The following is a 23,348-nucleotide window of genomic DNA, read 5'->3' on the forward strand; positions in this document are numbered from 1 at the left end:
GCGAAAGTTAACCCGCGTTGATACCTAAGGGATGCAGATTGGCCAAGTTCGACCGCTATATGTTGTCCCAGTTCCTGATCCTGTTCAGCTTTTTTGCGCTGGTTCTGGTGGCGATTTTCTGGATCAACCGCGCTGTGGTGCTGTTTGACCGGCTGATCGGCGACGGCCAGACCGCGCTGGTGTTTCTTGAATTCACCGTGTTGGGGCTGCCCAAGCTGATCACCACGGTGCTGCCAATCGCGACCTTCGCGGGGTCGGTTTATGTGATCAACCGTATGACCAGCGAATCCGAGCTGACCGTATTGCAGGCAACGGGCACCAGCCCTTGGCGTCTGGCACGGCCGGTGTTCGTCTATGGGCTGTGCGTTGCGCTGATGATGTCGGTGTTGACCCATTTGCTTTTGCCCCTGTCGAATGCCCAGCTGTCCGAACGCGAGGCCGAGATTTCGCAGAATGTGACGGCGCGGCTGCTCACCGAAGGGACATTCCTGCACCCCACGTCAAAGGTGACGTTCTACACCCGCGTGATCGATGCCGATGGGGTTTTGCGTGATGTGTTTCTATCTGACCGCCGCAACCCCGACGAGGGCGTGATCTATACCGCATCCGAAGCCTATCTGATCCGCAACGGCGACGGCACGACCTTGATCATGGTTGACGGCATGGCGCAGCGGCTTGAAGTGGCGGGCACGCGTCTTTCGACCGCCAAGTTCCGCGATTTCTCGTTTGATATTTCGGCCTTGGTCAGCAGTAAAAGCGCGAAAAGCACGTCCATCGACGCGATGACCACAGCACAGCTGTTCGCGGACTGGGACCAGCTTGAGACCGCCACGAAATCCACATCGGGCGAGATCGCAGAAGAGTTGACCGCGCGCTTTGCCTCTGCCGCTTTTTGCATGATTGCTGCAATGATTGGCTATGCGACGCTTGTGCTCGGGGGCTTTTCCCGGTTCGGGGTCTGGCGCGAAATAGTGATCGCCTTTGGCCTGTTGATCGCGATTGACGGGCTGCGTGGCACTTTGGTCGAAACTGTGCGAGAAAACGCAGATCGCTGGCCATTGTTGTTCCTGCCCAGCCTGATCGGTGCCGTGATCGTCATCGGGATGATCTGGCAAACGGCGCACCCCGGCTGGACCAAACGGTTGGGTAAACAAAGGGACGTCGCATGATCCTGCATCTCTATTTCGCCCGCCGTTTCATTATGGGCTTCGTGCTGATCTCTGCCGTGCTGTTTTCCTTGCTGGTCCTCGTCGACATGGTTGAACAGGCGCGGAAATTCAGCAGCTATGACATCGGCTGGCCTCGGCTTTTCGGGATGACCTTGCTGAACACACCCGAGACGATGAATCTGATCCTGCCTTTGATCATGATCCTCGCCACGGTGGTGCTGTTTTTGTCGTTGGCGCGGTCGTCTGAACTGGTTGTGACCCGTGCCGCCGGTCGGTCGGCTCTTAGCGCGTTGCAGGCACCGATTTGGGTGGCCTTCATTATCGGCGTTATGGCCGTGGGCATGTTGAACCCGATCGTTGCGGCAACCGCGAAAAAATACGGCCAGATGACGGACAGTATCCGCGCGGGCGGGACCTCTGTTTTGTCGGTCAGCGCCGAAGGGCTGTGGCTGCGGCAAGGCAGCGACGATGGGCAAACCGTGATCCGTGCTTGGCGATCAAACAAAGATGCCTCGGTGCTTTATGACGTGACTTTCCTGACCTACGCGCCGGATGGTGGCCCGAAGCGCCGGATCGAAGCGGGCAGCGCCGCGCTTGAAGACGGAATCTGGATATTGGCGGATGCAAAGTCATGGTCGTTGGAAGTGGGTGTGAACGCCGAAGGCGCGGCAGAGACGTTTGAGACGCTTACCCTGCCCTCGACCCTGACACTGGATCGCATCCGTGACAGCATTACCGACCCCGGCGCGGTGTCGATCTATGATTTGCCCGATTATATCGAACAGCTTGAACTCGCTGGATTCAGCCCGCGCCGCCACAAGGTCTGGCTACAGACCGAACTGGCGCGGCCGTTCTTTCTGGTGGCGATGGTTCTAGTTGCGAGCGCTTTCACCATGCGCCATACGAGGTTCGGAGGCACGGGCGTTGCCGTGTTGGCGTCTGTCTTGTTGGGGTTCGGGTTGTATTTTATTCGCAGCTTTGCGCAAATTCTGGGAGAGAACGGGCAGATCCCGGTTCTTCTTGCCGCATGGGCCCCGCCCGTCGCGTCAATTCTTTTGGCGCTTGGCCTTCTTTTACACGCAGAGGATGGCTGACATGCGCCGTTTGCTCCTGACCCTTCTTGTGGCCCTTGGATTGCCTGCTGCTGCGCAAGACAGCGCTCGTCCCGCTGTGTTGGTAGCCGATGACCTTTTTATCACCCGTGACAGGGAACTGGTCGCCCGAGGCAACGTAGAGGCGTTTCAGGGCACCACCCGTATTCGAGCGTCCGCCATTCGCTATAACGACCAAACCGGTGCGTTGGTGATCGAAGGGCCGATCGTGCTGAACGATGGGGACGGTACGGTCATTCTAGCGGATGCCGCCGAGCTGGATCAGGGGCTGCAAAACGGGTTGCTGCGCGGCGCGCGCATGGTGTTGAACCAGCAGGTGCAAATGGCCGCTGTGCAGATCGACCGTGTTGAAGGGCGCTATAGCCAACTGTATAAAACCGCCGTGACCTCGTGCAAAACCTGCAACGATGGTGAGTTGCCCCTGTGGCAGATACGCGCCCGCCGCGTGGTGCATGACACCGTGGCGCAACAATTGTATTTCGACGATGCGACTTTTCACATCCGGTCCGTTCCAGTCTTTTATCTGCCGCGCCTGCGCCTGCCCGATCCGACACTAGAACGCGCGAACGGCTTTCTCGCGCCGTCGGTCCGCACGACGTCGCTTTTGGGTACGGGGCTGAAGCTGCCGTATTTCATTACACTTGGGGAAAGCCGCGACCTGACGTTGACCCCTTATCTATCGTCGTCGACCCGCACCCTCGAATTTCGCTATCGCCAAGCGTTCATCAATGGCGAGATCCAGTTTGACGGTGCCTACACGCGGGATGACCAGGAACCCGGCGACACCCGTGGCTACCTGTTTGGCGAAGGACGGTTTGATCTGGAGCGCGACTATCAACTGAGCTTCACAATAGAGGCCGTGAGCGACAGTTCGTATTTCACCGAATACGGTTATGCGGATGATGATCGTCTGCGCAGTGATCTGACCCTGTCTCGTGCGCGGCGCGACAGTTTTGTGCGCACCAGCCTTTATAACTTTGAAACCCTGCGCGCTGGCGAACTAAATAGCACCCTGCCGACCGTCGTGATTGACGGCGAATTCGAACGGCGCTTTTTCCCCAAAGCATGGGGAGGAGAACTGCGGTTCGGCCTCGAGGCACACAGCCACTGGCGCAGTTCAAACGAGGACATCATCGGCCGTGATGTATCTCGGATCAACGGGTCGCTCAAATATCTGCGTCGCTTTACCCACCGCTCGGGCCTTGTGACGGATACGCAGGTCGGGACGACGTTCAATTTTTTTGACATCACCCAAGATAGCAGCTTTGCGCAGAACCACAGCGATGTGGCCCCTTTTGGGGCTGTTGGGTTCAGCTATCCGATGGCCCGCCGCGAGGCGGGCGGCGCCTCGCAGGTGCTGACGCCTGTGGTGCAATTGGGCTGGACCGATGGGGGCAGGCTCGACATTCCGAACGAAGAAAGCACGCGCGTCGAGTTCGATCAGGGCAATATCCTGTCATTGTCGCGCTTTCCGCGCCCCGACCGGCGTGAACGTGGCACCACCGCAGCGGTGGCCGTCAACTGGTCGCGCTTTGACCCCAATGGCTGGGATACCTATGTGGCTGTTGGTCAGGTGTTTCGCAGCGTGATCGATCCCGAGTTTACCGATACATCCGGTCTGTCTGGCGCGCGCTCAGATGTTTTGCTGGCCGGCCAGATCAGGAACAACGCGGGGCTTTCGCTGACCGCGCGCACGCTGGTGGATGCCGACTTCGACATCTCAAAGGCAGAGCTGCGCGGGGGCTGGAACTTTGGCAAAACCACCGTCGAAGGGACCTATGTCTGGCTCGAAGCTGATCCAGGTGAAGACCGGACCGAGGCAATTTCAGAAGTGTCGCTGGACGGCAGCTATGACATCAACCAGCAATGGTCAGCCAGCGCGGATGTGCGCTATGACGTGCAAAACAGTACCGCAGCGACGGCGGGGCTTGGCCTGACCTACAATAATGAATGCGTGAGCGTCGACCTTTCGGTGCGCCGCCGCTATACCTCTTCAACAAGTGTTGAGCCCTCTACCGATATCGGGTTTAACGTCGGCCTGCGGGGCTTCTCGGCCTCCAACGGAACAGAAAGATATGAGCGATCATGTGGGAAATAAGTAAGATGAACCTGAACCGTCTGACACGAAGCATCGCCGTCCTTGGGCTTGGTCTGGTGACCAGCGCCCCCGTTTCGGCGCAGAATCTCTTTGCGCCCGTGGCCAAGGTGAATGAATCCGTTGTGACTGAATTTGAGGTGCAGCAACGCCGGCGCTTTCTTGAGGTGTTGAACGCCCCTGGTGCGACCCGCGATGGGGCGCTGACTTCACTCATTGACGAACGCCTGCGCAACGAAGCGGTGGCCGAGGCGGGGATCGAACTGACCCCACAAGGCATCGCTGACAGCCTGTCCGAATTTGCGTCGCGCGCGGATCTGAGCACCGAAGAATTCACCCAAGCGCTAGGTCAATCCGGTATCTCGCCCGAAACGTTCCGCGATTTCGTCGTGAATTCCATCGGGTGGCGTGAACTGGTGCGTGCCCGCTATGCCAGCCGGGTGCAAATCACTGATGCGGAAATCGACCGCGCATTGGGTGAAAGCAATGGCAGCGGCGTGCGCGTTCTTGTGTCCGAGATCATCATACCCGCCCCACCGCGACAGGCGGCACGGGTAAATGCACTGGCCGAACAGATTTCCCAGTCCAAATCTGCGGCTGAATTTTCGAACTACGCCAGCCGCTATTCCGCGACCGCTTCGCGGGGTCGTGGCGGGCATCTACCGTGGCAGAACCTGACTGACCTGCCCCCGAGCCTGCAACCGCTGATCCTCAGCCTTGCGCCGGGCGAAGTCACCGATCCTCTACCAATCCCGAACGCCGTGGCGCTGTTTCAGCTGCGCGACATCGAGGAAACGAACGTCACTGCACCGACCTATTCGGCGATCGAATATGCGACCTACTACATCCCCGGCGGACGGACCGAGGCAGCACTGGCACAGGCCGCAAGCATTCGTGGCCGGATCGATAGATGTGATGATCTGTACGGTATTGCCAAAGGCCAGCCCGCCGAAGTGCTGGAACGTGTCACCCAAGCCCCCGCAGAAATCCCGCAAGACGTGGCGATTGAGCTGTCAAAGCTGGACCCCGGCGAAGTCTCAACGACGCTGACCCGCGCCAATGGTCAAACGCTGATGCTGCTGATGATGTGTGGCCGTACCGCTGCTGCCAACGCATCTGCCTCGCGCGAGGATGTGACAAACGCGCTGCGTCAGGAACGGCTGACCGGCTATGCCGAACAGCTGCTAGAACAACTGCGGGCCGACGCGCGCATCGTTCGCAAATGACCCAAGCCAAAACGGGCTTGGCCGACAAGCCGGTTGTGATCTCTTGCGGCGAACCCTCTGGCATCGGGCCAGAGGTCGCCGCACGGGCTTGGGCGATGCTGGCAGGCGAAGTGCCACTTGCCTGGATCGGCGATCCGCGCCACCTGCCCCGTGATATCCCCCATTGCATCATTGATAGCCCGTCCGACGCGCGAGAGGCAGGCAGCACCGCCCTACCCGTGTTGCGCCACGACTTTGCCGGTGACGCGGTCGCAGGACACCCGGATCCGGCCAATGCGCAGGGCGTGATCGACGTAATCGCGCGCGGCGTTGACCTGGTGCGCAGCGGGGTTGCCTGTGCCTTGACCACGGCCCCGATCCACAAGAAAGCGCTGAAAGACGGCGCGGCTTTCGCCTATCCCGGTCATACGGAATACCTTGCTGCGCTGGCCGGTGGTGTTGAGGTGGTGATGATGCTGGCCTCGGATCAGCTGCGGGTCGTGCCGGCGACAATCCACATTGCATTGGATCAGGTCCCAAATGTCCTGACCCCTGCCCATCTGCGCCGCGTGATAGAGATTACATCAGCGGGGCTGATGTCCCAATTCGGGATCAAAACACCCAGAATTGCAATCGCGGGCCTGAACCCCCACGCTGGCGAAGGCGGCACGATGGGCCGTCAGGAAGCCGACTGGATGAACACGCTCGTTACGCAGATGCAGGGCGAAGGCTTTGACCTCAGCGGACCGCACCCTGCCGATACGATGTTCCATGCTGCCGCGCGGGCACGATATGACGCGGCGATTGCCATGTACCACGATCAAGCGCTGATCCCGATCAAGACGCTGGATTTCGACCGCGGCGTCAACGTTACGCTCGGCCTGCCGTTCATCCGAACCTCGCCTGATCATGGCACTGCGTTTGACATCGCGGGTCAGGGTATTGCCAATCCTACCAGCATGGTTGAAGCGCTGCGTATGGCGTACCGTATGGCGCAATCATGAGCGTCCGCCCCCCGTCTTTCCCCGTTTCACAGGTCCCCAGATGAGCACAATCGACAACCTTCCGCCCCTGCGCGATGTGATTAACACCCATGACCTCAAGGCACGCAAATCCTTGGGGCAGAACTTTTTGCTCGACCTCAACCTAACGGCCAAGATCGCGCGGCAAGCGGGCGATATGACTGAATGTGATGTGCTTGAAATCGGGCCAGGTCCCGGTGGGTTGACGCGTGGGTTGCTGTCCGAAGGGGCGCGCCGCGTTCTTGCGATCGAAAAGGACAAACGCTGCTTGCCTGCGCTCGCCGAAATTTCGGACGCCTATCCCGATCGGCTGATGGTCATCGAAGGCGACGCGCTCGAGATTGACCCGTTGGCGCATCTGACGCCACCGATCCGCATTGCCGCGAACCTGCCGTACAACGTGGGCACCGAGCTGTTGGTCCGTTGGTTGACGCCGCAAGAATGGCCGCCGTTCTGGCAAAGCCTTACCCTGATGTTTCAGCGCGAAGTGGCTGAACGGATCGTGGCCAAACCCGGTTCCAAAGCCTATGGCCGTCTGGCTCTGCTGGCACAGTGGCGGGCCGATGCACGGATCGTGCTGAACCTGCCGCCCGAGGCCTTTACCCCCCCGCCCAAAGTATCCTCTGCGGTGGTGCATCTCACGGCCCTGCCCGAACCGCGATTTCCCGCCGATCCGGCCGTGTTGAACCGTATTGTAGCTGCGGCGTTTAACCAGCGGCGCAAGATGCTGCGTTCCGCACTGAAAGGTGCCGCACCGGATATCGAGGACCGTTTGCTGGCCGCGGGTCTAAAGCCGACCGAACGGGCGGAACAGGTGCCGCTGGAAGGGTTCTGCGCACTGGCCCGCGAGATCGCCAAGACCTGATGCACCCCTATCATTAGCTTCAAAACGCTAAAGGCCCCGCAATCGCGGGGCCTTTGCTACATGGTCAAAGTGTTTATTCTGCCGCTTCGGGCAGGTCGCCGTTGTTGTCCTTGGCGGACTCGTCAGCGTCTGCCTTCGGGGCAGGCTTGCGGCGCGGCGCACGGCGTGGCTTGGGCTTGTTCTCGGGTGTCTCGACAAGGTTGTCTTCGGGTGCGTCGCCATCTTGCTGGCCGTCGCTGTCCGACTTGGGCGCGTTGTCGTTCTGGTTCGGGTTACTACGGGGGCGGCGGCGCTTGGGCGCATCTGCGTTACCGTTGTTGCCCTGCTGTTGGCTGTCTGGCTTATCACCTGTGTCGGTATCTGCAGCAGGTTGGTCAGCGTTATTCTGCCCGCCTTGCGCCGCTTCGCGTTCCTGACGTTCTACCCGCTCGCGGTCACGCTCAGCCTGACGTTCACGGTTTTCACGTTCTTGCTGGTCACGACGCTGGTCGATCTCGCGCTGTGCCTCGGACAACATCCGCAGGTAGTGTTCGGCGTGCTGTTGAAAGTTCTCTGCCGCCACGCGGTCATTGCCTAGGTGGGCGTCACGCGCCAACTGGCTGTATTTCTCGATAATCTGCTGCGGCGTGCCGCGTACCTTGCCTTCGGGGCCAGAACTGTCGAAAACGCGGTTAACGACGTTGCCACCCTGCGGCTGACGGTTGCGAGTATTCTTGGACCGGGACCGTGATCTGGAAGATTTCATGTAATCAGTTCAGCCTTGTTATGCTGGGCTTCGGAATAAGCTGCCGGACGCAGACGCGTCCCTGAAAGGCTAGCTTTACGCTCTGTTGGGCTTAACGCCGCGCGGGACCGCCAAAAAAGCATCCACCGCTGCAACACCCTTGAATAAGCACGGCTATGGTTTTGGAGCAAGCAGAAATTACCAAAAAACATAGTCAAACGCCAAGTTTTAGCAGGTTTATGCTGGTGTATCGGCCCAAACGACCCGGTCACGTCCGCCCATATCAGGCAAGATACGCACCCGGCCCCATCCGGCGGCTTCAAAGATTGCCTTGACGTCAGCGCCCTGCTGCCAGCCGAACTCTGCCAGAACACGGCCCGTCGGTGTCAAAAAGCCCTGCGCCTGTGCGGCAATAATCCGGTACACGCTCAGTCCGTCCTGCCCGTCGGTCAGCGCCATCTCAGGCTCGTGCAGGCGCACTTCAGGAGAGACATCGTTCATCTCGCTTTGTGCCAGATAGGGAGGATTGGACACGATCAGGTCAAACCGCCCTTCGGCCGCGCTAAACCAATCCGACTGCCGGATTTCGGTCCGTGCCTGAACCCCATGCAGCACCGCATTGGCACTGGCTTGCAGGCAGGCAGCTTCGGACAGGTCAAGCCCCACGCCGTGCGCGTCGGGTTGTTCAGCCAGCAACGTCACAAGGATGCAGCCCGACCCCGCACCCAGATCAAGCACCCGCTCAAAGGGCTCGGACAGCGCCAGTTCTATTAGGGATTCGGTTTCGGGGCGCGGGTCAAGCACATCACGGCTGACCTTGAAGTCGCGCCCGTAGAACGCCCGCTGCCCGACCAGATGGGACACCGGCACCCGCACCGCCCGCAAGGCGACCAGCTTTTCGAACCGCTCTGCAATATCGGGGGCGATCTCTTCGGGCGCGATCAGGGTGACGCGCGCCGCATCGACAGAAGCCGCGTGTGCCAACAGGATGCGCGCATCCCGCGCCGGATCAGGCACACCCGCAGCCCGCAAACGCGCTGTGGCGGCCACCATCGCTTGCGCTGCAGTGGGGGCGCTCACTGCCCCATCTCGGCCAGCAGCTGCGCTTGCGCGTCAGCCGTCAGCGCCGAAATGATCTCGTCCAGATCACCTTGCATCACGGCCTCTAGGCGGTAGAGCGTCAGGTTGATCCGGTGATCAGTCATGCGTCCTTGGGGGAAGTTATAGGTTCGGATCCGTTCCGAGCGATCCCCCGAGCCCACTTGCGCGGCACGGTTGGCAGAACGCTCACCATCGACCCGCTGACGCTCCATGTCATATAAACGCGCCTTGAGCACCTGCATCGCGATCTCGCGGTTGCGGTGCTGTGATTTCTCGGAGGACGTGACAACCAGCCCTGTCGGCAAGTGGGTAATCCGAACGGCTGAATCGGTCGTGTTGACGTGCTGCCCGCCCGCGCCTGAGCTGCGCATTGTATCGATCCGCAAGTCATTGGCACCAATGTGGATATCGACGTCTTCAGCCTCTGGCAGCACAGCGACAGTCGCGGCAGAGGTATGAATGCGCCCGCCACTCTCAGTCGATGGCACCCGCTGCACCCGATGCACGCCGGATTCGTACTTGAGCCGCGCAAAGACGTTTTCGCCCTTGATATGGGCCACGACTTCTTTCACGCCGCCAAGTTCGGTAAACTGCTGTTCAATCAATTCGACTTTCCAGCCCTGCGCCTCCGCATACCGTTGGTACATGCGCAACAAATCCGCCGCAAACAACGCCGCCTCGTCGCCCCCTGTTCCGGGGCGAATTTCAAGCATCGCGGGCTTTTTGTCGGCTTCGTCGCGCGGCAGCAGTGCCAGTTGCAAATTGGCCTCCGCGCGTGGCAGTTCGGCTTTCAGGCGGGGCAACTCTTCTTCGGCAAGCTCGGCCATCTCGGGATCTTTGAGCATGGCGCGGGCTTCGTCCATGTCTTGCAGCAGCTGGCGATAGGCGTCGATCTGTTCTACCACCGGCCGCAGATCGGCGTATTCCTTGGCGAGCTTGGCAAAATCCGCCCCGTCAGAGCCAGCAGACATCGATGCCTCCAGAAACTGGAAGCGTTGGGTGATTTGGGCAAGGCGGTCCATGGGGATCATACTGCTGGATGTCGCCGATAGAGTGGCTATGGTCAAGAGGCAGCCTGTGCTATGATGCCTCTATGAAACGCATTTCACTGGTATTCAGCTTGATCTGCCTTGCCCCGCCCCTTGCGGCGGAACCCTCATCCCCTGCCCGCAAACCGGTTGAATGCTATTGCACGGACCGCGAAGGGCAACGGGTCGAACTGGGGCAAACCATCTGCCTTGATGTGAACGGCCGCCGATTTGCCGCGCAGTGCCAGATGTCGTTGAATGTGCCGATGTGGCGCGACATTGGCAAATCCTGCCCCGGTCTTGCCCTGCGATCAGACCCCGGCCTGGGCCAGAACCTTTTGCAACCGCTTACGGTTCACACCCAGATCTGAGCGGCCAAAACGCAACCGCCCAGAAATGACGGCGCGGGAATGGTCCGTGCCCTCGACCTGCGTGACAGCCGCACTGGTGTAATCGGGAAAGCCCCAAAACCCCGACCGCGTGACATACAGCGCCTGATCGCTGCCAGTCTCCACACGCTCTGTGCGGGGTAGCTCTAGCATGGCGGTGTCGAAATTTTGCAAGAACGCAGAGCCGTCATTGTCCAGATCACGCACTGCGATAAAACCACCCTCTGACGGATAGTCACCCGGTGCCTTGTCGACCGCGCCAAGTTCCCAGCGACCGGCCGGCGCAGGAGCCAGACGTATATAGGCCTGTAGCCCCACGAAAATCGCCAAAACGACCCAGAAAAACATCATCATAATCTTCACCTTCATTTTGCCGATTAAACTCCCCGCGGAGCGTCCCGCCGGCGCAGAACGCTCCGCCAGTTGTTATTTTCCTGCCTTGGCCTGCCGCATGTTCCATCCCAAAAGACATAAGATTTCAGTCGCCACATGGGCCCCGGCAATCGCTGTCGCGCCGGTTGTGTCGAACGGCGGAGACACCTCGACAATGTCACCGCCCACAATGTTGATGCCGGCCAGATCCCGCATCATGATCGCCGCCTGCGCGGACGTGAGCCCGCCCCAGACCGGCGTGCCTGTGCCCGGTGCAAAAGCCGGATCAAGCGCATCAATATCGAATGTAAGATAACAAGGACGGTCGACAAGCACTTGTTTTATCTTAGCAACTGCGGCCTGTGGCCCTTTTTCATGCACCTCGCGCGCATCGATCGTGGTGACCCCCAGCGTATCCGGATTGGTCGTTCTGATACCCACCTGAACCGAGGTTTCGGGATCAACGATGCCCGATTTTACGGCCTTGTAGAACATCGTACCGTGGTCGATCCGGTCCATATCATCATCGGGCCATGTATCTGAATGCGCATCGAATTGTAACAGACTGATAGGGCCGTATTTTTCGGCATAGGCCTTGAGGATCGGGAAGCTGATATAATGATCGCCGCCCAACACGACACTTGCCGCACCCGCATCCAGTATCCCTTTGATATGGCTGGTTAATGCCCCGGGGAACTGGCTGGTGTGGCCGTAGTCGAACGCCAGATCACCGTAATCTGCGATTGCAAACTCGCTCAGCACGTCGAAATCCCAACCGTAAGGCGGATCATAGGGCTGCAAGGACGACGCCTCGCGGATCGCGCGCGGGCCCAAACGCGTGCCGGGTCGGTTGGTCACGGCCTGATCGAACGGCACGCCGGTCACGGCGATATCAACGCCGCGCAGGTCTTTGGTATAGCGTCGCCGTAAAAAGGACGTCGCGCCGCCAAAGGCGTTCTCGAAGCTGGGGCCTTTCAGTTCGTCACGCGTAAACGCCTGATCTACTTGGTTCTTCGCGTCTTCTAAACCCATATCACTTGGCTCCCAATGGTTGGGCCCGCTCGACGATACGGGCAAAGAAGGATGCGCCGACCGGCGCGATTTCATCGTCGAAATTATAGGCCGCATGGTGCAGCCCCGCAGTATCGCCCTGTCCGATAAACAGATAAGCACCGGGGCGTTTTTCCAGCATGTAGCTGAAATCTTCTGCCCCCATTTCGCGGCCATTGTCTGCGATGACGTGATCCTCGCCCGCAATCTCCGACGCGACCGCTGCGGCAAATCCTGCCTCTTCGGGGGTGTTCACCGTCGCGGGATAGCCCTTTTCATATTCAAGCGTCGCGCTGACATCATAGCTGGCGGCCTGACCGGCGACGATCTGCTCCATTCGGCGGATCACCATGGCCTGAACGTCTTTGTCAAAGCTGCGTACCGTCCCGTTGATATAGGCGGTTTCGGGGATCACGTTATCCGTCGTGCCCGTGTGAATTTGCGTGACAGAGATCACAAGATCAGCCTGCGCATAGTGGTTACGGCTCACGATCGTTTGCAGTGCACTGGCAATACCGCAGGCTGCAACAACCGGATCGCGGGTCAGATGTGGCGTGGCACCATGACCGCCCAAGCCGCTGATATGAATGTGAAATTCATCGACGGCGGCCATCATCGCGCCGGGGGACGTATAAAAGCCGCCCTTTTCAAAGCCAGGCGCATTGTGCAGCGCATAGACTTGGCCGATGTCAAAACGGTCTAGAATGCCTTCCTCGACCATCACCTCGGCCCCGCCGCCGGTTTCTTCGGCGGGTTGAAAAATCAGCGCGACGCGCCCTGAGAAATTGCGCGTTTCCGCCAGGTATTTCGCCGCGCCAAGCAGCATCGTGGTATGCCCGTCATGACCGCAGGCGTGCATCTTGCCTGCGTGGGTGCTGGCATAGTCCAGTCCGGTTTCCTCGGGGATCGGCAGCGCGTCCATATCGGCACGCAATCCGATGGTCGGCCCGTCGGCTTGCCCGTTGATAATCGCAACAATGCCTGTTGTCGCAAACCCCTCGTGCAGCTCGTCCACGCCAAATTCGCGTAGGCGGTCGGCCACAAACGACGCTGTTTTAAAGCAGTCATTCCCCAGCTCGGGGATCGTGTGCAGATATCTGCGCCACTCTGTCATCTGGGGGGCATAATCCGCGATACGGTTGACGACGGGCATTACTGGACTCCTGTGGGGATCTTGGTCAGGTTGCATCTGACATCAGACACATGGGGGCTGCAATGGCCGAGACAAGAAATGATGCGTTGATCCACGATCAGGACGCCGGGATCGAACGCTTGCTGGAAATCATGCGCCGCCTACGTGATCCCCAAACCGGATGCCCGTGGGATATCGAACAGGATTTTGACAGCATCGCCCCCTATACCATTGAAGAAGCGTATGAAGTTGCCGATGCTATTGAACGGCGCGACTGGCCCGAGCTTGAGGGAGAGTTGGGCGATTTGCTGCTCCAGACCGTCTATCACACTGCCATGGGCGAAGAAGACGGGCGTTTCAGCTTTCAGTCGGTGGTGCGCAATATCTCGGACAAGATGGTCGCGCGGCACCCCCATGTTTTTGGCGACGAAAGCCGTGATAAATCCGCAGACCAACAGACCGCCGACTGGGAGAAGATCAAAGCGGCAGAACGTGCCGGCAAGGCCCAAGGGGGGACGCTTGATGGCGTGGCCGTGGGGCTTCCGGCGTTGCTGCGCGCCTATAAGTTGCAAAAACGCGCGGCCCGCGTGGGCTTTGACTGGCCGCAGGTCGATGACGTCATCGCCAAGATCACCGAAGAAGCGACCGAACTGGTCGAGGCACGCGATACCCTGACCCACGCCGAAGTAACCGAGGAATACGGCGACCTGATGTTCGTTATGGCCAATCTGGGGCGTCATCTGGGGGTAGAACCCGAAGCTGCCCTGCGGGCCGCCAATGCTAAATTTATCCGTCGGTTCAACGGCGTAGAGGCCCGCTTGGCCGCACAGGGTAAAACGCCGTCGGACAGCGATCTGGCCGAAATGGACGCGCTGTGGGATGATGTAAAACGGGCGGAACGCAGCTAGCCAAGCCCGAGCCTGCTGGACAAGCGGCAGGAGTTGCGGCAAGGCTCTGCCACCACCTTTGACAGGAGAAACCATGACACCGCGCAAGATAATTATCGATACGGACCCCGGTCAGGATGATGCCGTCGCGATCCTTGTCGCTCTGGCAAGCCCGGAAGAGATCGACATTCTGGGCATAACCTGTGTCGCGGGGAACGTGCCGCTGGACCTCACCTCCCGAAATGCGCGGATTGTTTGTGAACTGGCCGGCAAGCGCGACGTAAAGATATTTGCCGGCTGCGACCGTCCCTTGGGTCGCGATCTGGTCACAGCTGAGCATGTGCACGGCAAAACCGGATTGGATGGCCCCGACCTGCCGGAGCCTACGATGTCGTTGGCCGAGGGGCACGCGGTTGATTTCATCATCGATACCCTGCGCGAACACGCACCGGGTACAATCACGCTGTGCCCCCTAGGGCCGCTGACCAATATCGCGACCGCGCTGCTGAAAGCCCCCGATATCGCCGACCGCATTGCCAAGGTCGTGCTGATGGGCGGCGGCTATTTCGAAGGCGGGAACATCACACCTACTGCCGAATTCAACATTTACGTCGACCCGCAAGCCGCTGACATTGTGTTCAAATCAGGCGCACCTATCGTCGTGATGCCGCTCGATGTGACCCATAAGGCGCTGGTGACCAAGGCCCGCAATGATGCCTTCCGCGCGATTGGCACGCCTGCGGGCGTCGCCGTTGCCGAGATGACCGATTTTTTCGAACGTTTCGACAAAGAGAAATACGGCTCTGACGGGGCTCCGCTGCATGACCCATGTGTGACCGCTTATCTGATCAATCCCGATTTGTTCAGCGGCCGCCACATCAACGTAGAGATCGAGACACAGTCAGAGCTGACCATGGGCATGACCGTGGCCGATTGGTGGGGGGTGACAGACCGCGCCCCCAATGCGACCTTTATGAATGATCTGGACGCCGACGGTTTCTTTGCGCTGCTGACGGAACGGCTGGCCCGTCTATGAGCGCGTCATTCACCCTCGCCAAGCCCGAACATCTGGACCGGTTGGTCGCCCTTGTGGCCAGCTTTCATGCCGAGACAGGGATCGAGCAGACGGATGACGACCGCCACAACGGTCTGGCCCCGCTGCTGGAAGGGACGCCTTACGGTGTTGCTTATCTAATTGGCCCGGCTCGTGCACCCATCGGCTATATCATCATCACCTTCGGATGGTCGGTGGAGTTTGGCGGTCTGGACGCAATCATCGACGAAATCTATGTGCGGCCCGGTGTGCGCGGTCGCGGTATCGCAACCGAAGCGTTGCTGGCCGTACCGAACGCATTGGCGGGCGGTGGTCTGCGTGCGATCCACATTGAGGTAGAGCGCGGCAACGAGATCGCGCATAAGCTGTACCACCGTGCGGGCTTTCGCCCTCGTGAAAACTATATGTTCATGTCGCGCAAATTCTGACGCGGGCTGGCACAAAGGGCGCGTGGACCCTATATCTGCCTTATGACATTAACAGCCCCTTTTGATAACAGCTATGCGGCGTTGCCCGATGGCTTTTTCACACGCACCACGCCGACCCCTGTGGCCGACCCCAAACTGCTGGCGTTCAATGCGCCTTTGGCCAAAACGCTGGGGATCACCCACGGATCGTCTGACGATCTGGCTTTTATCTTTGGGGGCAACGAGGTGCCCGAGGGTGCCGATCCGTTGGCGCAGCGATATGCGGGGCATCAGTTTGGCAACTATAATCCGCAGCTCGGCGATGGCCGCGCGATCCTGCTGGGCGAAGTGTTGGACCAAAGCGGGATGCGTCGCGACATCCAGCTCAAGGGGTCGGGCCGCACGCCGTATTCGCGTGGTGGCGACGGGCGTGCTTGGCTAGGGCCGGTGCTGCGCGAATACGTGGTGTCAGAGGCGATGCACGCTCTTGGCATCCCAACGACCCGTGCCTTGGCAGCGGTGCAAAGCGGAGAAGACGTGTTCCGCGAAACCGCCCTGCCCGGTGCGGTGCTGACCCGCGTCGCCGCAAGCCATTTGCGCGTGGGTACGTTTCAGGTGTTTGCCCATCGGGGCGAGATCGAAAACCTGCGCCGTTTGACCGATTACGCCATACAGCGTCACTATCCGCAAGCCGATGGTCCTTTGGGATTGTTGCGTGCCGTTTGTGCCGCCCAAGCCGATCTGATCGCAGCGTGGATGTCCGTGGGCTTTATCCACGGGGTCATGAACACGGACAATTGCGCCATCTCGGGCGAAACAATCGATTATGGCCCCTGTGCCTTTATGGACGCATTCCACCCCAATCGCGTGTTCAGCTCGATCGACCGCCAAGGGCGCTATGCCTATGCCAACCAGCCGCAGATCGCAGTGTGGAACATGGCGCAGCTGGCGACGTCGCTGTTGCAGCAGCTTGACGATCCTGAATCCGGGGTCGCCGAAGCGACAGAGATTGTGCACGCCATGCCCGCGCTGATCGAAGAGGCCTGGCTGAAACGCTTTGCCGCCAAGATTGGGATCACAACCCCCAAAGCCGAGGATCCCGCTCTGATTGACGCGCTGCTGTCGCTGATGCAGACAGATGGTGCTGATTTCACCAATGCTTTCCATGGCCTTTCAGGCGATACTGCAGCTGATCAGTTCACCGACCGCGCGGCCTTTGCCAATTGGCATGACGCATGGCAAGAACGTATCGCATCCGAGCCCGACGCCATAGCAGTCATGAAGGCCGCCAACCCTGCCGTAATCCCGCGCAACCACCGGATAGAGGCGATGATCAATGCAGCCGTCGCCGGCGATATGGACCCGTTCCACCGCCTGATGGCCGCCCTTGCCCGCCCGTTCGAGGAAACTGACCCCGACCTGCACCGCGCCCCCACAACGCAGGAAATCGTCCCCGCGACCTTCTGCGGCACCTAAAGCAGCGGGGACGCTGCGCAGGTCGCCCGTTCCCCACACTTCACCAACTTTCAGGCGGGAACCCCCGCGATCTTTCAGTTGTTTTGCTCGGCAAACTGCAACAGACTTGCAGTCGATCAGACCCAGAAGGATTACCGACAATGAGCTTGATGAAAACATTGGCCAAAGTGGCAATCGGCGTGGCTGTGGCCAAAGGGGCCAACGCCATGATGAACAAGAACAAATCCACCTCCGGCCGTGCCAGCAGTGGCGGCGGCTTGGGCGGTCTGCTTGGCGGGTTGACAGGTGGCACCACCGCGTCGGGCCGGAGCGGCGGCGGCTTACAAGATATGCTTGGCGGGTTGATGGGCGGTTCTTCGGGGGCCAGCGGCGGCGGTCTAGGCGGATTGTTAAACCAGTTAGGCGGCAGCCGTGGCACAAGCTCCTCAGGCGGGCTGGGAGGCCTGTTGGGCGGTTTGGCCGGTGCTGGCGGGCTCTTGGGTGGATTAGGGGCAAAAACCCAATCAGCCCCTGAACGCCCCGAGGCTGACTTCGGTGCCGTTTTGAACTCTCAATTCGACAGCAACCCCACGCCTGCAATCACCCCGTCGCGCGATCAAGAGGCGACCGCAGCCCTTATGATCGCCGCGATGATCCAAGCGGCGAAATCAGACGGTGTCTTTGATGACAATGAACGCGAAAAGCTGCTGAACCATCTGGACGAAGCTGACGCCGACGAGGCCGCCTTTGTTCAGGCTCAGATGGCGGCACCAGTGGACGTGGATGCGTTGGTTGCCCAAACGCCAGATGGTATGGGGCCGCAGATCTACGCCATGTCTCTGCTGGCGATCGATCTTGATACGCAGGAAGAGGCGCAGTATTTGCACAAGCTGGCCAGCGCCTATGGTATGCAAATTGATGAAGTTAATGAGATCCATGAACAGATGGGTGTACCGTCGCTTTATACCTGACGCGATCCGGTCTTACGCAGCAATCATGAAAGCCTGACCCCGCAACGGGTCAGGCTTTTGTTTTTTTGGTCTGCTTTTCCTTGGCGATCACGTGCTCGGCGAGATCACGGGCGATGGCAAAAGCCCCTTTGATCTTGTCGGCATCGGTCTTCCAGTCCCGTTTGACAACGATCTTGTTCTCTTTGACTTTCGCCAGCCCACGTTGGTCATGAATGAAGCTAACTAACCCTTCGGGCGAGGCGAATTTATCGTTATGGAACTGGATCGTGACACCCTTGGGGCCCCCGTCGAGCTTGGCAATTCCCGCACGTTTGCACATCGCCTTGATCCGGATCACCAGCATCAGCGTGTTCACCTCGCGTGGGAGCTTGCCAAAGCGGTCGATCAGCTCTGCAGCAAAGCCTTCAAGCTCGACTTTGGTGGTCAGCCCAGACAAGCGACGATAGAGGCCAAGACGCACATCCAGATCGGGCACATAGTCCTCGGGGATCAGCACCGGTACGCCCAGATTGATTTGCGGTGCCCATTGGCCATCGTCGTCAATCACGCCTTCCATCTCGCCCGACTTGATCTTGGCGATCGCGTCTTCCAGCATGGATTGGTACAGCTCAAAGCCCACATCGCGCATCTGGCCGGATTGCTCTTCGCCCAGCAGGTTGCCGGCCCCACGAATATCCAGATCCTGTGACGCCAACGTAAAGCCCGCTCCCAACGTGTCGAGGCTGCCCAACACCCGCAGGCGTTTTTCGGCAGTGGTGGTCAGCTTGGCGCGGGGTTTGGTTGTAAGATAGGCATAGGCGCGGGTTTTGGATCGGCCCACCCTGCCCCTGATCTGATACAGCTGCGCCAGTCCGAACATATCGGCACGGTGCACGATCATTGTGTTGGCCGTCGGAATATCAAGACCGGATTCAACGATGGTGGTCGCTAGCAAGATGTCATATTTGCCGTCGTAGAACGCGTTCATCCGGTCGTCCAACTCTCCGGCGGCCATCTGGCCGTGGGCGACAAGGTAGGTAAGCTCGGGCAGTTGCTCTTTCAAGAACGCCTCGATCTCTGGAAGATCGGTAATGCGCGGCACCACGTAAAAGGATTGCCCGCCGCGATAATGCTCGCGCAGCAGCGCTTCGCGTAAGGTTACGGCGTCAAATTCACTGACATAGGTGCGGATCGCCAAACGGTCGACGGGCGGCGTGCCGATGATCGACAGGTCGCGCACGCCCGTCAGGCTAAGCTGCAGGGTCCGCGGGATCGGCGTCGCGGTCAGGGTCAGCACGTGAATATCCGTGCGCATCGCCTTCAGGCGCTCTTTGTGACTAACGCCAAAGTGTTGCTCTTCGTCGATGATCAGCAGGCCGAGGTTCTTGAACTTGACGCTTTTCGCCAGCAACGCATGAGTGCCAACGACCACATCGACCGTGCCACGGGTGATGCCATCGCGCGTGGCGTTCGCCTCTTTTGCGCTGACAAAGCGGGACAGCTGGCGTACTTCAAGCGGGAAACCACGAAAGCGTTCGGCGAAGGATTTATAGTGCTGGCGTGCCAACAGGGTTGTGGGCGCAACAATGGCCACCTGTAGCCCCGACATCGCCGCAACAAAGGCCGCGCGCATTGCCACTTCGGTTTTGCCAAAGCCCACGTCGCCGCAGATCAACCGGTCCATCGGATTGCCGCTGGTCAGATCGTCCAGCACGTCCGAGATCGCGCTAAGCTGATCATCGGTTTCGGCATAGGGAAAGCGTGCAGAAAACGCATCCCACATGCCTGGCGGCGGATCCATCACGGGGGCTTTGCGCAGCGCACGTTCGGCGGCGATGCGGATCAGCTTGTCCGCCATCTCGCGGATGCGTTCCTTGAGCTTGGCCTTTTTGGATTGCCACGCACCGCCGCCAAGCTTGTCGAGCAATCCTTCGTCGTGCCCATACCGCGACAGCAGTTCAATATTTTCAACGGGCAAATACAGTTTAGAGTTTTCGGCGTATTCCAGCAGCAGGCATTCGTGGGCGGCACCGGCAGCGGTTACGACCTCCATCCCCAGATACCGGCCAACGCCGTGATCCACATGCACGACCAGATCACCGGGGCTCAGCGATTGGGTTTCAGTTAGGAAGTTATCGGCACGGCGTTTGCGCTTGGCAGAGCGGATCAAACGGTCGCCAAGAATATCCTGCTCAGAGATAACAGTCAGCTTTGACGTGCTGCTGCCGCTTTCCCAGGGGGCCTCGAACCCGTGTTCCAATGCCCAAACCGCCAGATGCAGTCCGCGTTTTCCAATCCGCGTGCCGTTCTTGATGGCGATGGTTTCACCCATGCCTTCGTCTTCGATCAGGCCGGTCAACCGTTCCCGGGCACCATCGGAATAGCTGGCGATGACCACGGGGCCGACTTGAAGTTTCTTTTTAAGATGCGCTGCTAAAGCCCCGAAAAGGCTAACAGTTTCCTGTTGTCGTTCAGGTGCAAAGTTACGCCCCAAACGCCCGCCCGCATCCAGCACATTTGGTCCCGTCGGCTGTGGCAGCGCCTTAAAATCAATCACGCGCTTGCCGATCAACGCGGTTTCCCATGCGGTATCGGTCAGGTACAGCCCTTCGGGCGGCGCGGGTTTATACACGCTGTCCATCTTTGACCGGTTCGCCATGGCCAGCCTGCGGGTTTCATACTGGTCGGCGATGCTGTCCCACCGTGACAGGCGCTGCGCAGTGAGCTGGTCGTCCAGCGTGATCGTGGCCTGCGGCACGTAATCAAACAGCGTCTCAAGCGTCTCGTGAAAGAACGACATCCAGTGTTCCGCACCCTGATGCTTGCGGCCTGCACTGATCGCCTCGTACAGCGGATCATCGGTGCCCGCGGCCCCAAATTCGATCCGGTAATTCTGGCGAAAACGGGTGATCGCGCTTTCGTCCAGAATGACTTCACTGACGGGGGCCAGTTCGATCAGTTCCAGCTTTTCGGTGGTGCGCTGCGTGGCAGGATCAAAGCGCCGCGCGCCGTCCAGCGTGTCGCCAAACAGATCAAGCCGCACGGGGCCAAGGTCACCGGGTGGAAAAATGTCGATGATGCCACCGCGGATCGCGTAATCCCCCGGTTCGGTCACCGTCGGGCTTTGCACAAATCCCATACGCACCAAAAACCCCCGCAATGCGGATTCGTCGATACGGTCACCCACACGGGCGGAAAACGCGGCATTTCGCAGCACATCGCGTGCCGGCACCCGTTGCGTCGCGGCGTTCAGAGAGGTGAGCAGAATGAATTGGTCCGGCATCCCGTGCACCAGCCCTGCCAACGTCGCCATGCGCTGCGCCGAAATATCGGCATTGGGCGACACACGGTCATAGGGCAAACAATCCCAGCTCGGAAACACAACAACCGGCACATCCGGCGCGAAAAAGCGCAACGCGGCCTGCATCGCTGCCATGCGCTTGTCATCGCGTGCAATATGCAACACAGGCGTGCCACTTTTGCCCAGTTCGTTCAGCACTGCCTGTGCATCAAAGCCTTCGGGGACGCCGGACAGCGTGATTTGGGATTTCTGTGACATCAGCAGTTACCTGTATCCGATCGCGTGTTTTTCAACCGCCAAACGGACCCGTATAAAGGTTTTGATACATCCCCCACATCGATGTGACGAAAATAGAGAACATTCCGATGATCTGGGTGTAAAGACGGTGACGGTTCAGGCGTTTGATCAGCCGTTCGCCGGTGGCGGAATCTTCGCGAATTTGCTGCGCGGTAGACACGCTCAGAAGGCCAACCAACGATAGCGGAAACGCCAGTAGCAGCACCGCTTGGGCGAATTCAAAGTTGTAGAATATCGCCAGTGTAAACAGCATCGTCATGAAAAAGCAGTTAAGGCCTATAATCCAGATGCCTGACACTTGTGTGATATAAAGAATACGGTTCACATTGATGCGGGCCAAATCCTCGAGGTCAGCAAGCGCCTGTTCGCCATTGCGCCGTGCCCGCAACACCAGATCAAAGGGCACGCCCAACACCCAATGACTGGCCGACGACCAGACCACAGCTACGGCAATCCAGTACCACAGGTTGGAGAAAGATCGCATGTCGATGACTTCGAAGATTGTCTGATAGAGGGTCAAGGTGCGCTCGTCTTTTGAGTGAAATCATTGCGTTCAGACGTGCTGCCCTACAATCCACTGCCAGTCATAACGACGGTCAAGCGGAATTCCTAGCCTTGAGCCGTGCAAAAATACATGGCAAGCCTTGCGTCAAAGCATCTGAGGTATTTTACATGAGACCCCAACAAGCCCCCTTTCCCGCCACCCGCCTGCGTCGTACCCGCCAATCCGAAGGTGTGCGCGCCTTGGTGCGTGAAAACACCTTGTCTCTTGGGGATCTGATCTGGCCGGTCTTTGTGCGCAGCGGCGACGGCATGGAAGAGCCGGTGCCCTCTATGCCCGGTGTCTATCGTCGTAGCGTCGACAAGCTGGTCGAGGCAGCTCGCGAGGCAGCAGATCTTGGTATCGGGGCCATGTGCATCTTTCCCTACACCGGAATCGAGGACCGGACAGAGGAGTGTGCCGGCGCGTGGGATCCGCAAAACAATGCCAACCGCGCCATTCGTGCGATCCGCAAGGCTGTGCCGGATATGGTCATCATGACGGATGTGGCGCTGGATACCTATAATATCAACGGTCATGATGGCTTTGTCGAAGACGGTATCATCGTGAATGATCGTACGGTCGAAGCGCTGGTCAAGATGTCGCTGGCACAGGCGGATGCGGGCGCGGATATCATCGGACCGTCGGATATGATGGATGGGCGTATCGCCGCGATCCGCGCAGGCCTTGAAGCGGCCAACCATTCGGATGTGATGATCATGAGCTACGCTGCGAAATACGCCTCGGCGTTCTACGGCCCGTTCCGCGATGCCGTTGGTGCATCAGGCGCACTGACCGGCGACAAAAAGACCTATCAAATGGATTACGCCAACAGCAACGAAGCGTTGCGCCTGATTGAACGTGACCTGCGCGAGGGGGCCGATATGGTCATGGTCAAACCCGGCATGCCTTACCTTGATATCTGCCACCGCGTGAAATCCAGTTTTGGCGCCCCCACTTTTGCCTATCAGGTGTCGGGGGAATACAGCATGGTCAAGGCCGCTGCGCAGAATGGCTGGATCGACGAAGAACGCGTGATGATGGAAAGCCTGATGGGCTTTAAGCGTGCGGGCTGTGACGGGGTGTTGACCTATTTCGCCCCTGCAGTGGCGCGGCTGATGAACGGTTAATTCTGCTCTTACGCGGGTAAATCACGGCAAACGTGGCAGATCATCGCCGATTTAGGCCCTAA

At 59.3% G+C, this 23,348-nt stretch carries 21 protein-coding genes; 13 read left to right on the top strand and 8 right to left on the bottom strand.

What is annotated here, in order from left to right; translation table 11 throughout:
* Positions 1 to 38 precede the first annotated feature (38 nt).
* The 6 genes from lptF to rsmA are packed head-to-tail and all read left to right on the top strand — an operon-like array spanning position 39 to position 7,468.
* Positions 39 to 1,169 carry an LPS export ABC transporter permease LptF gene (gene lptF, locus E5180_RS04250; protein ID WP_138923301.1) on the top strand — a complete coding sequence of 377 codons (1,131 nt, stop codon included), beginning with the start codon at positions 39 to 41 and terminating at the stop codon, positions 1,167 to 1,169.
* The gene (gene lptG / locus E5180_RS04255) at positions 1,166 to 2,263 is read left to right on the top strand and encodes an LPS export ABC transporter permease LptG (RefSeq protein WP_138923302.1); all 1,098 of its coding nucleotides are present in this window, start codon (positions 1,166 to 1,168) and stop codon (positions 2,261 to 2,263) included. The genes lptF and lptG overlap by 4 nt, the downstream gene beginning before the upstream one ends.
* 1 nt (position 2,264) lies before the next feature.
* Positions 2,265 to 4,379 carry an LPS-assembly protein LptD gene (locus E5180_RS04260; RefSeq protein WP_138923303.1) on the top strand — a complete coding sequence of 705 codons (2,115 nt, stop codon included), beginning with the start codon at positions 2,265 to 2,267 and terminating at the stop codon, positions 4,377 to 4,379.
* Between the two features lie 5 nt (positions 4,380 to 4,384).
* The gene (locus tag E5180_RS04265; protein WP_138925111.1) at positions 4,385 to 5,602 is read left to right on the top strand and encodes a peptidylprolyl isomerase; all 1,218 of its coding nucleotides are present in this window, start codon (positions 4,385 to 4,387) and stop codon (positions 5,600 to 5,602) included.
* Positions 5,599 to 6,585 (top strand): 4-hydroxythreonine-4-phosphate dehydrogenase PdxA, encoded by a 987-nt coding sequence (gene pdxA, locus E5180_RS04270; RefSeq protein WP_138923304.1) that lies wholly within the window; start codon positions 5,599 to 5,601, stop codon positions 6,583 to 6,585. Before E5180_RS04265 ends, pdxA begins: the two co-directional genes overlap by 4 nt.
* Positions 6,586 to 6,625: 40 nt before the next feature.
* The gene (rsmA, locus tag E5180_RS04275; RefSeq protein WP_093732250.1) at positions 6,626 to 7,468 is read left to right on the top strand and encodes a 16S rRNA (adenine(1518)-N(6)/adenine(1519)-N(6))-dimethyltransferase RsmA; all 843 of its coding nucleotides are present in this window, start codon (positions 6,626 to 6,628) and stop codon (positions 7,466 to 7,468) included.
* Between the two features lie 73 nt (positions 7,469 to 7,541).
* Here rsmA and E5180_RS04280 read toward each other — a convergent pair whose 3' ends face one another.
* From E5180_RS04280 to prfA, 3 genes are all read right to left on the bottom strand, one after another.
* Positions 7,542 to 8,213: a DUF4167 domain-containing protein gene (locus E5180_RS04280; protein WP_138923305.1), complete on the bottom strand. Its 672-nt coding sequence runs from the start codon at positions 8,211 to 8,213 to the stop codon at positions 7,542 to 7,544.
* A gap of 216 nt (positions 8,214 to 8,429) precedes the next feature.
* A complete protein-coding gene (gene prmC, locus E5180_RS04285; RefSeq protein ID WP_138923306.1) occupies positions 8,430 to 9,272 on the bottom strand; it encodes a peptide chain release factor N(5)-glutamine methyltransferase in 843 nt (280 codons plus the stop codon).
* Positions 9,269 to 10,324 carry a peptide chain release factor 1 gene (gene prfA, locus E5180_RS04290; protein ID WP_138923307.1) on the bottom strand — a complete coding sequence of 352 codons (1,056 nt, stop codon included), beginning with the start codon at positions 10,322 to 10,324 and terminating at the stop codon, positions 9,269 to 9,271. The genes prmC and prfA overlap by 4 nt, the downstream gene beginning before the upstream one ends.
* A 62-nt stretch (positions 10,325 to 10,386) precedes the next feature.
* Here prfA and E5180_RS04295 point away from each other — a divergent pair, with 62 nt between their 5' ends.
* The gene (locus tag E5180_RS04295; protein ID WP_206338726.1) at positions 10,387 to 10,692 is read left to right on the top strand and encodes a hypothetical protein; all 306 of its coding nucleotides are present in this window, start codon (positions 10,387 to 10,389) and stop codon (positions 10,690 to 10,692) included.
* Here the strand turns inward: E5180_RS04295 and E5180_RS04300 are convergent.
* The 3 genes from E5180_RS04300 to E5180_RS04310 all read right to left on the bottom strand — a co-directional run bounded on the left by E5180_RS04300 (position 10,633) and on the right by E5180_RS04310 (position 13,285).
* Entirely contained in the window at positions 10,633 to 11,064 is a 432-nt protein-coding gene (locus E5180_RS04300; RefSeq protein WP_138923308.1) for a DUF1499 domain-containing protein, read from the bottom strand. The genes E5180_RS04295 and E5180_RS04300 overlap by 60 nt on opposite strands.
* Positions 11,065 to 11,136: 72 nt before the next feature.
* Positions 11,137 to 12,114, bottom strand: a complete 978-nt coding sequence (gene speB / locus E5180_RS04305; RefSeq protein ID WP_138923309.1) for an agmatinase — start codon at positions 12,112 to 12,114, stop codon at positions 11,137 to 11,139.
* Between the two features lies 1 nt (position 12,115).
* A complete protein-coding gene (locus tag E5180_RS04310; protein ID WP_138923310.1) occupies positions 12,116 to 13,285 on the bottom strand; it encodes a M20 aminoacylase family protein in 1,170 nt (389 codons plus the stop codon).
* A 62-nt stretch (positions 13,286 to 13,347) separates the two neighbouring features.
* Between E5180_RS04310 and mazG the strand changes: the two genes are divergently transcribed.
* The 5 genes from mazG to E5180_RS04335 all read left to right on the top strand — a co-directional run bounded on the left by mazG (position 13,348) and on the right by E5180_RS04335 (position 18,038).
* Positions 13,348 to 14,172: a nucleoside triphosphate pyrophosphohydrolase gene (mazG, locus tag E5180_RS04315; RefSeq protein ID WP_138923311.1), complete on the top strand. Its 825-nt coding sequence runs from the start codon at positions 13,348 to 13,350 to the stop codon at positions 14,170 to 14,172.
* A gap of 73 nt (positions 14,173 to 14,245) precedes the next feature.
* Positions 14,246 to 15,187, top strand: a complete 942-nt coding sequence (locus tag E5180_RS04320; protein ID WP_138923312.1) for a nucleoside hydrolase — start codon at positions 14,246 to 14,248, stop codon at positions 15,185 to 15,187.
* Complete coding sequence (locus tag E5180_RS04325) at positions 15,184 to 15,633, top strand: GNAT family N-acetyltransferase (protein WP_138923313.1); 450 nt, start codon at positions 15,184 to 15,186, stop codon at positions 15,631 to 15,633. The genes E5180_RS04320 and E5180_RS04325 overlap by 4 nt, the downstream gene beginning before the upstream one ends.
* Positions 15,634 to 15,675: 42 nt before the next feature.
* Complete coding sequence (locus tag E5180_RS04330; protein ID WP_138923314.1) at positions 15,676 to 17,088, top strand: protein adenylyltransferase SelO; 1,413 nt, start codon at positions 15,676 to 15,678, stop codon at positions 17,086 to 17,088.
* Positions 17,089 to 17,228: 140 nt separating this feature from the next.
* The gene (locus tag E5180_RS04335; RefSeq protein WP_138923315.1) at positions 17,229 to 18,038 is read left to right on the top strand and encodes a DUF533 domain-containing protein; all 810 of its coding nucleotides are present in this window, start codon (positions 17,229 to 17,231) and stop codon (positions 18,036 to 18,038) included.
* Positions 18,039 to 18,087: 49 nt separating this feature from the next.
* Here the strand turns inward: E5180_RS04335 and mfd are convergent, their stop codons facing one another.
* Both mfd and E5180_RS04345 read right to left on the bottom strand, forming a co-directional pair.
* Positions 18,088 to 21,576, bottom strand: coding sequence for a transcription-repair coupling factor (mfd, locus tag E5180_RS04340; RefSeq protein ID WP_138923316.1), 3,489 nt, complete (start codon positions 21,574 to 21,576; stop codon positions 18,088 to 18,090).
* Between the two features lie 31 nt (positions 21,577 to 21,607).
* The gene (locus tag E5180_RS04345) at positions 21,608 to 22,135 is read right to left on the bottom strand and encodes a component of SufBCD complex (protein ID WP_138923317.1); all 528 of its coding nucleotides are present in this window, start codon (positions 22,133 to 22,135) and stop codon (positions 21,608 to 21,610) included.
* Positions 22,136 to 22,287: 152 nt separating this feature from the next.
* Between E5180_RS04345 and hemB the strand changes: the two genes are divergently transcribed.
* A complete protein-coding gene (hemB, locus tag E5180_RS04350; RefSeq protein ID WP_138923318.1) occupies positions 22,288 to 23,286 on the top strand; it encodes a porphobilinogen synthase in 999 nt (332 codons plus the stop codon).
* Positions 23,287 to 23,348 lie beyond the last annotated feature (62 nt).

The organism is Sulfitobacter sp. BSw21498, from assembly GCF_006064855.1.
GTDB lineage: Bacteria > Pseudomonadota > Alphaproteobacteria > Rhodobacterales > Rhodobacteraceae > Sulfitobacter.

Excerpts from the sequence above, each read along its gene's own strand:
- lptG (WP_138923302.1), top strand. The coding sequence starts at position 1,166 with ATGATCCTGCATCTCTATTTCGCCCGCCGTTTCATTATGGGCTTCGTG.
- E5180_RS04260 (WP_138923303.1), top strand. The coding sequence starts at position 2,265 with ATGCGCCGTTTGCTCCTGACCCTTCTTGTGGCCCTTGGATTGCCTGCT.
- E5180_RS04265 (WP_138925111.1), top strand. The coding sequence starts at position 4,385 with ATGAACCTGAACCGTCTGACACGAAGCATCGCCGTCCTTGGGCTTGGT.
- pdxA (WP_138923304.1), top strand. The coding sequence starts at position 5,599 with ATGACCCAAGCCAAAACGGGCTTGGCCGACAAGCCGGTTGTGATCTCT.
- rsmA (WP_093732250.1), top strand. The coding sequence starts at position 6,626 with ATGAGCACAATCGACAACCTTCCGCCCCTGCGCGATGTGATTAACACC.
- E5180_RS04280 (WP_138923305.1), bottom strand. The coding sequence starts at position 8,213 with ATGAAATCTTCCAGATCACGGTCCCGGTCCAAGAATACTCGCAACCGT.
- prfA (WP_138923307.1), bottom strand. The coding sequence starts at position 10,324 with ATGATCCCCATGGACCGCCTTGCCCAAATCACCCAACGCTTCCAGTTT.
- E5180_RS04295 (WP_206338726.1), top strand. The coding sequence starts at position 10,387 with ATGAAACGCATTTCACTGGTATTCAGCTTGATCTGCCTTGCCCCGCCC.
- E5180_RS04300 (WP_138923308.1), bottom strand. The coding sequence starts at position 11,064 with ATGATGATGTTTTTCTGGGTCGTTTTGGCGATTTTCGTGGGGCTACAG.
- speB (WP_138923309.1), bottom strand. The coding sequence starts at position 12,114 with ATGGGTTTAGAAGACGCGAAGAACCAAGTAGATCAGGCGTTTACGCGT.
- E5180_RS04310 (WP_138923310.1), bottom strand. The coding sequence starts at position 13,285 with ATGCCCGTCGTCAACCGTATCGCGGATTATGCCCCCCAGATGACAGAG.
- mazG (WP_138923311.1), top strand. The coding sequence starts at position 13,348 with ATGGCCGAGACAAGAAATGATGCGTTGATCCACGATCAGGACGCCGGG.
- E5180_RS04320 (WP_138923312.1), top strand. The coding sequence starts at position 14,246 with ATGACACCGCGCAAGATAATTATCGATACGGACCCCGGTCAGGATGAT.
- E5180_RS04325 (WP_138923313.1), top strand. The coding sequence starts at position 15,184 with ATGAGCGCGTCATTCACCCTCGCCAAGCCCGAACATCTGGACCGGTTG.
- E5180_RS04330 (WP_138923314.1), top strand. The coding sequence starts at position 15,676 with ATGACATTAACAGCCCCTTTTGATAACAGCTATGCGGCGTTGCCCGAT.
- E5180_RS04335 (WP_138923315.1), top strand. The coding sequence starts at position 17,229 with ATGAGCTTGATGAAAACATTGGCCAAAGTGGCAATCGGCGTGGCTGTG.
- mfd (WP_138923316.1), bottom strand. The coding sequence starts at position 21,576 with ATGTCACAGAAATCCCAAATCACGCTGTCCGGCGTCCCCGAAGGCTTT.
- hemB (WP_138923318.1), top strand. The coding sequence starts at position 22,288 with ATGAGACCCCAACAAGCCCCCTTTCCCGCCACCCGCCTGCGTCGTACC.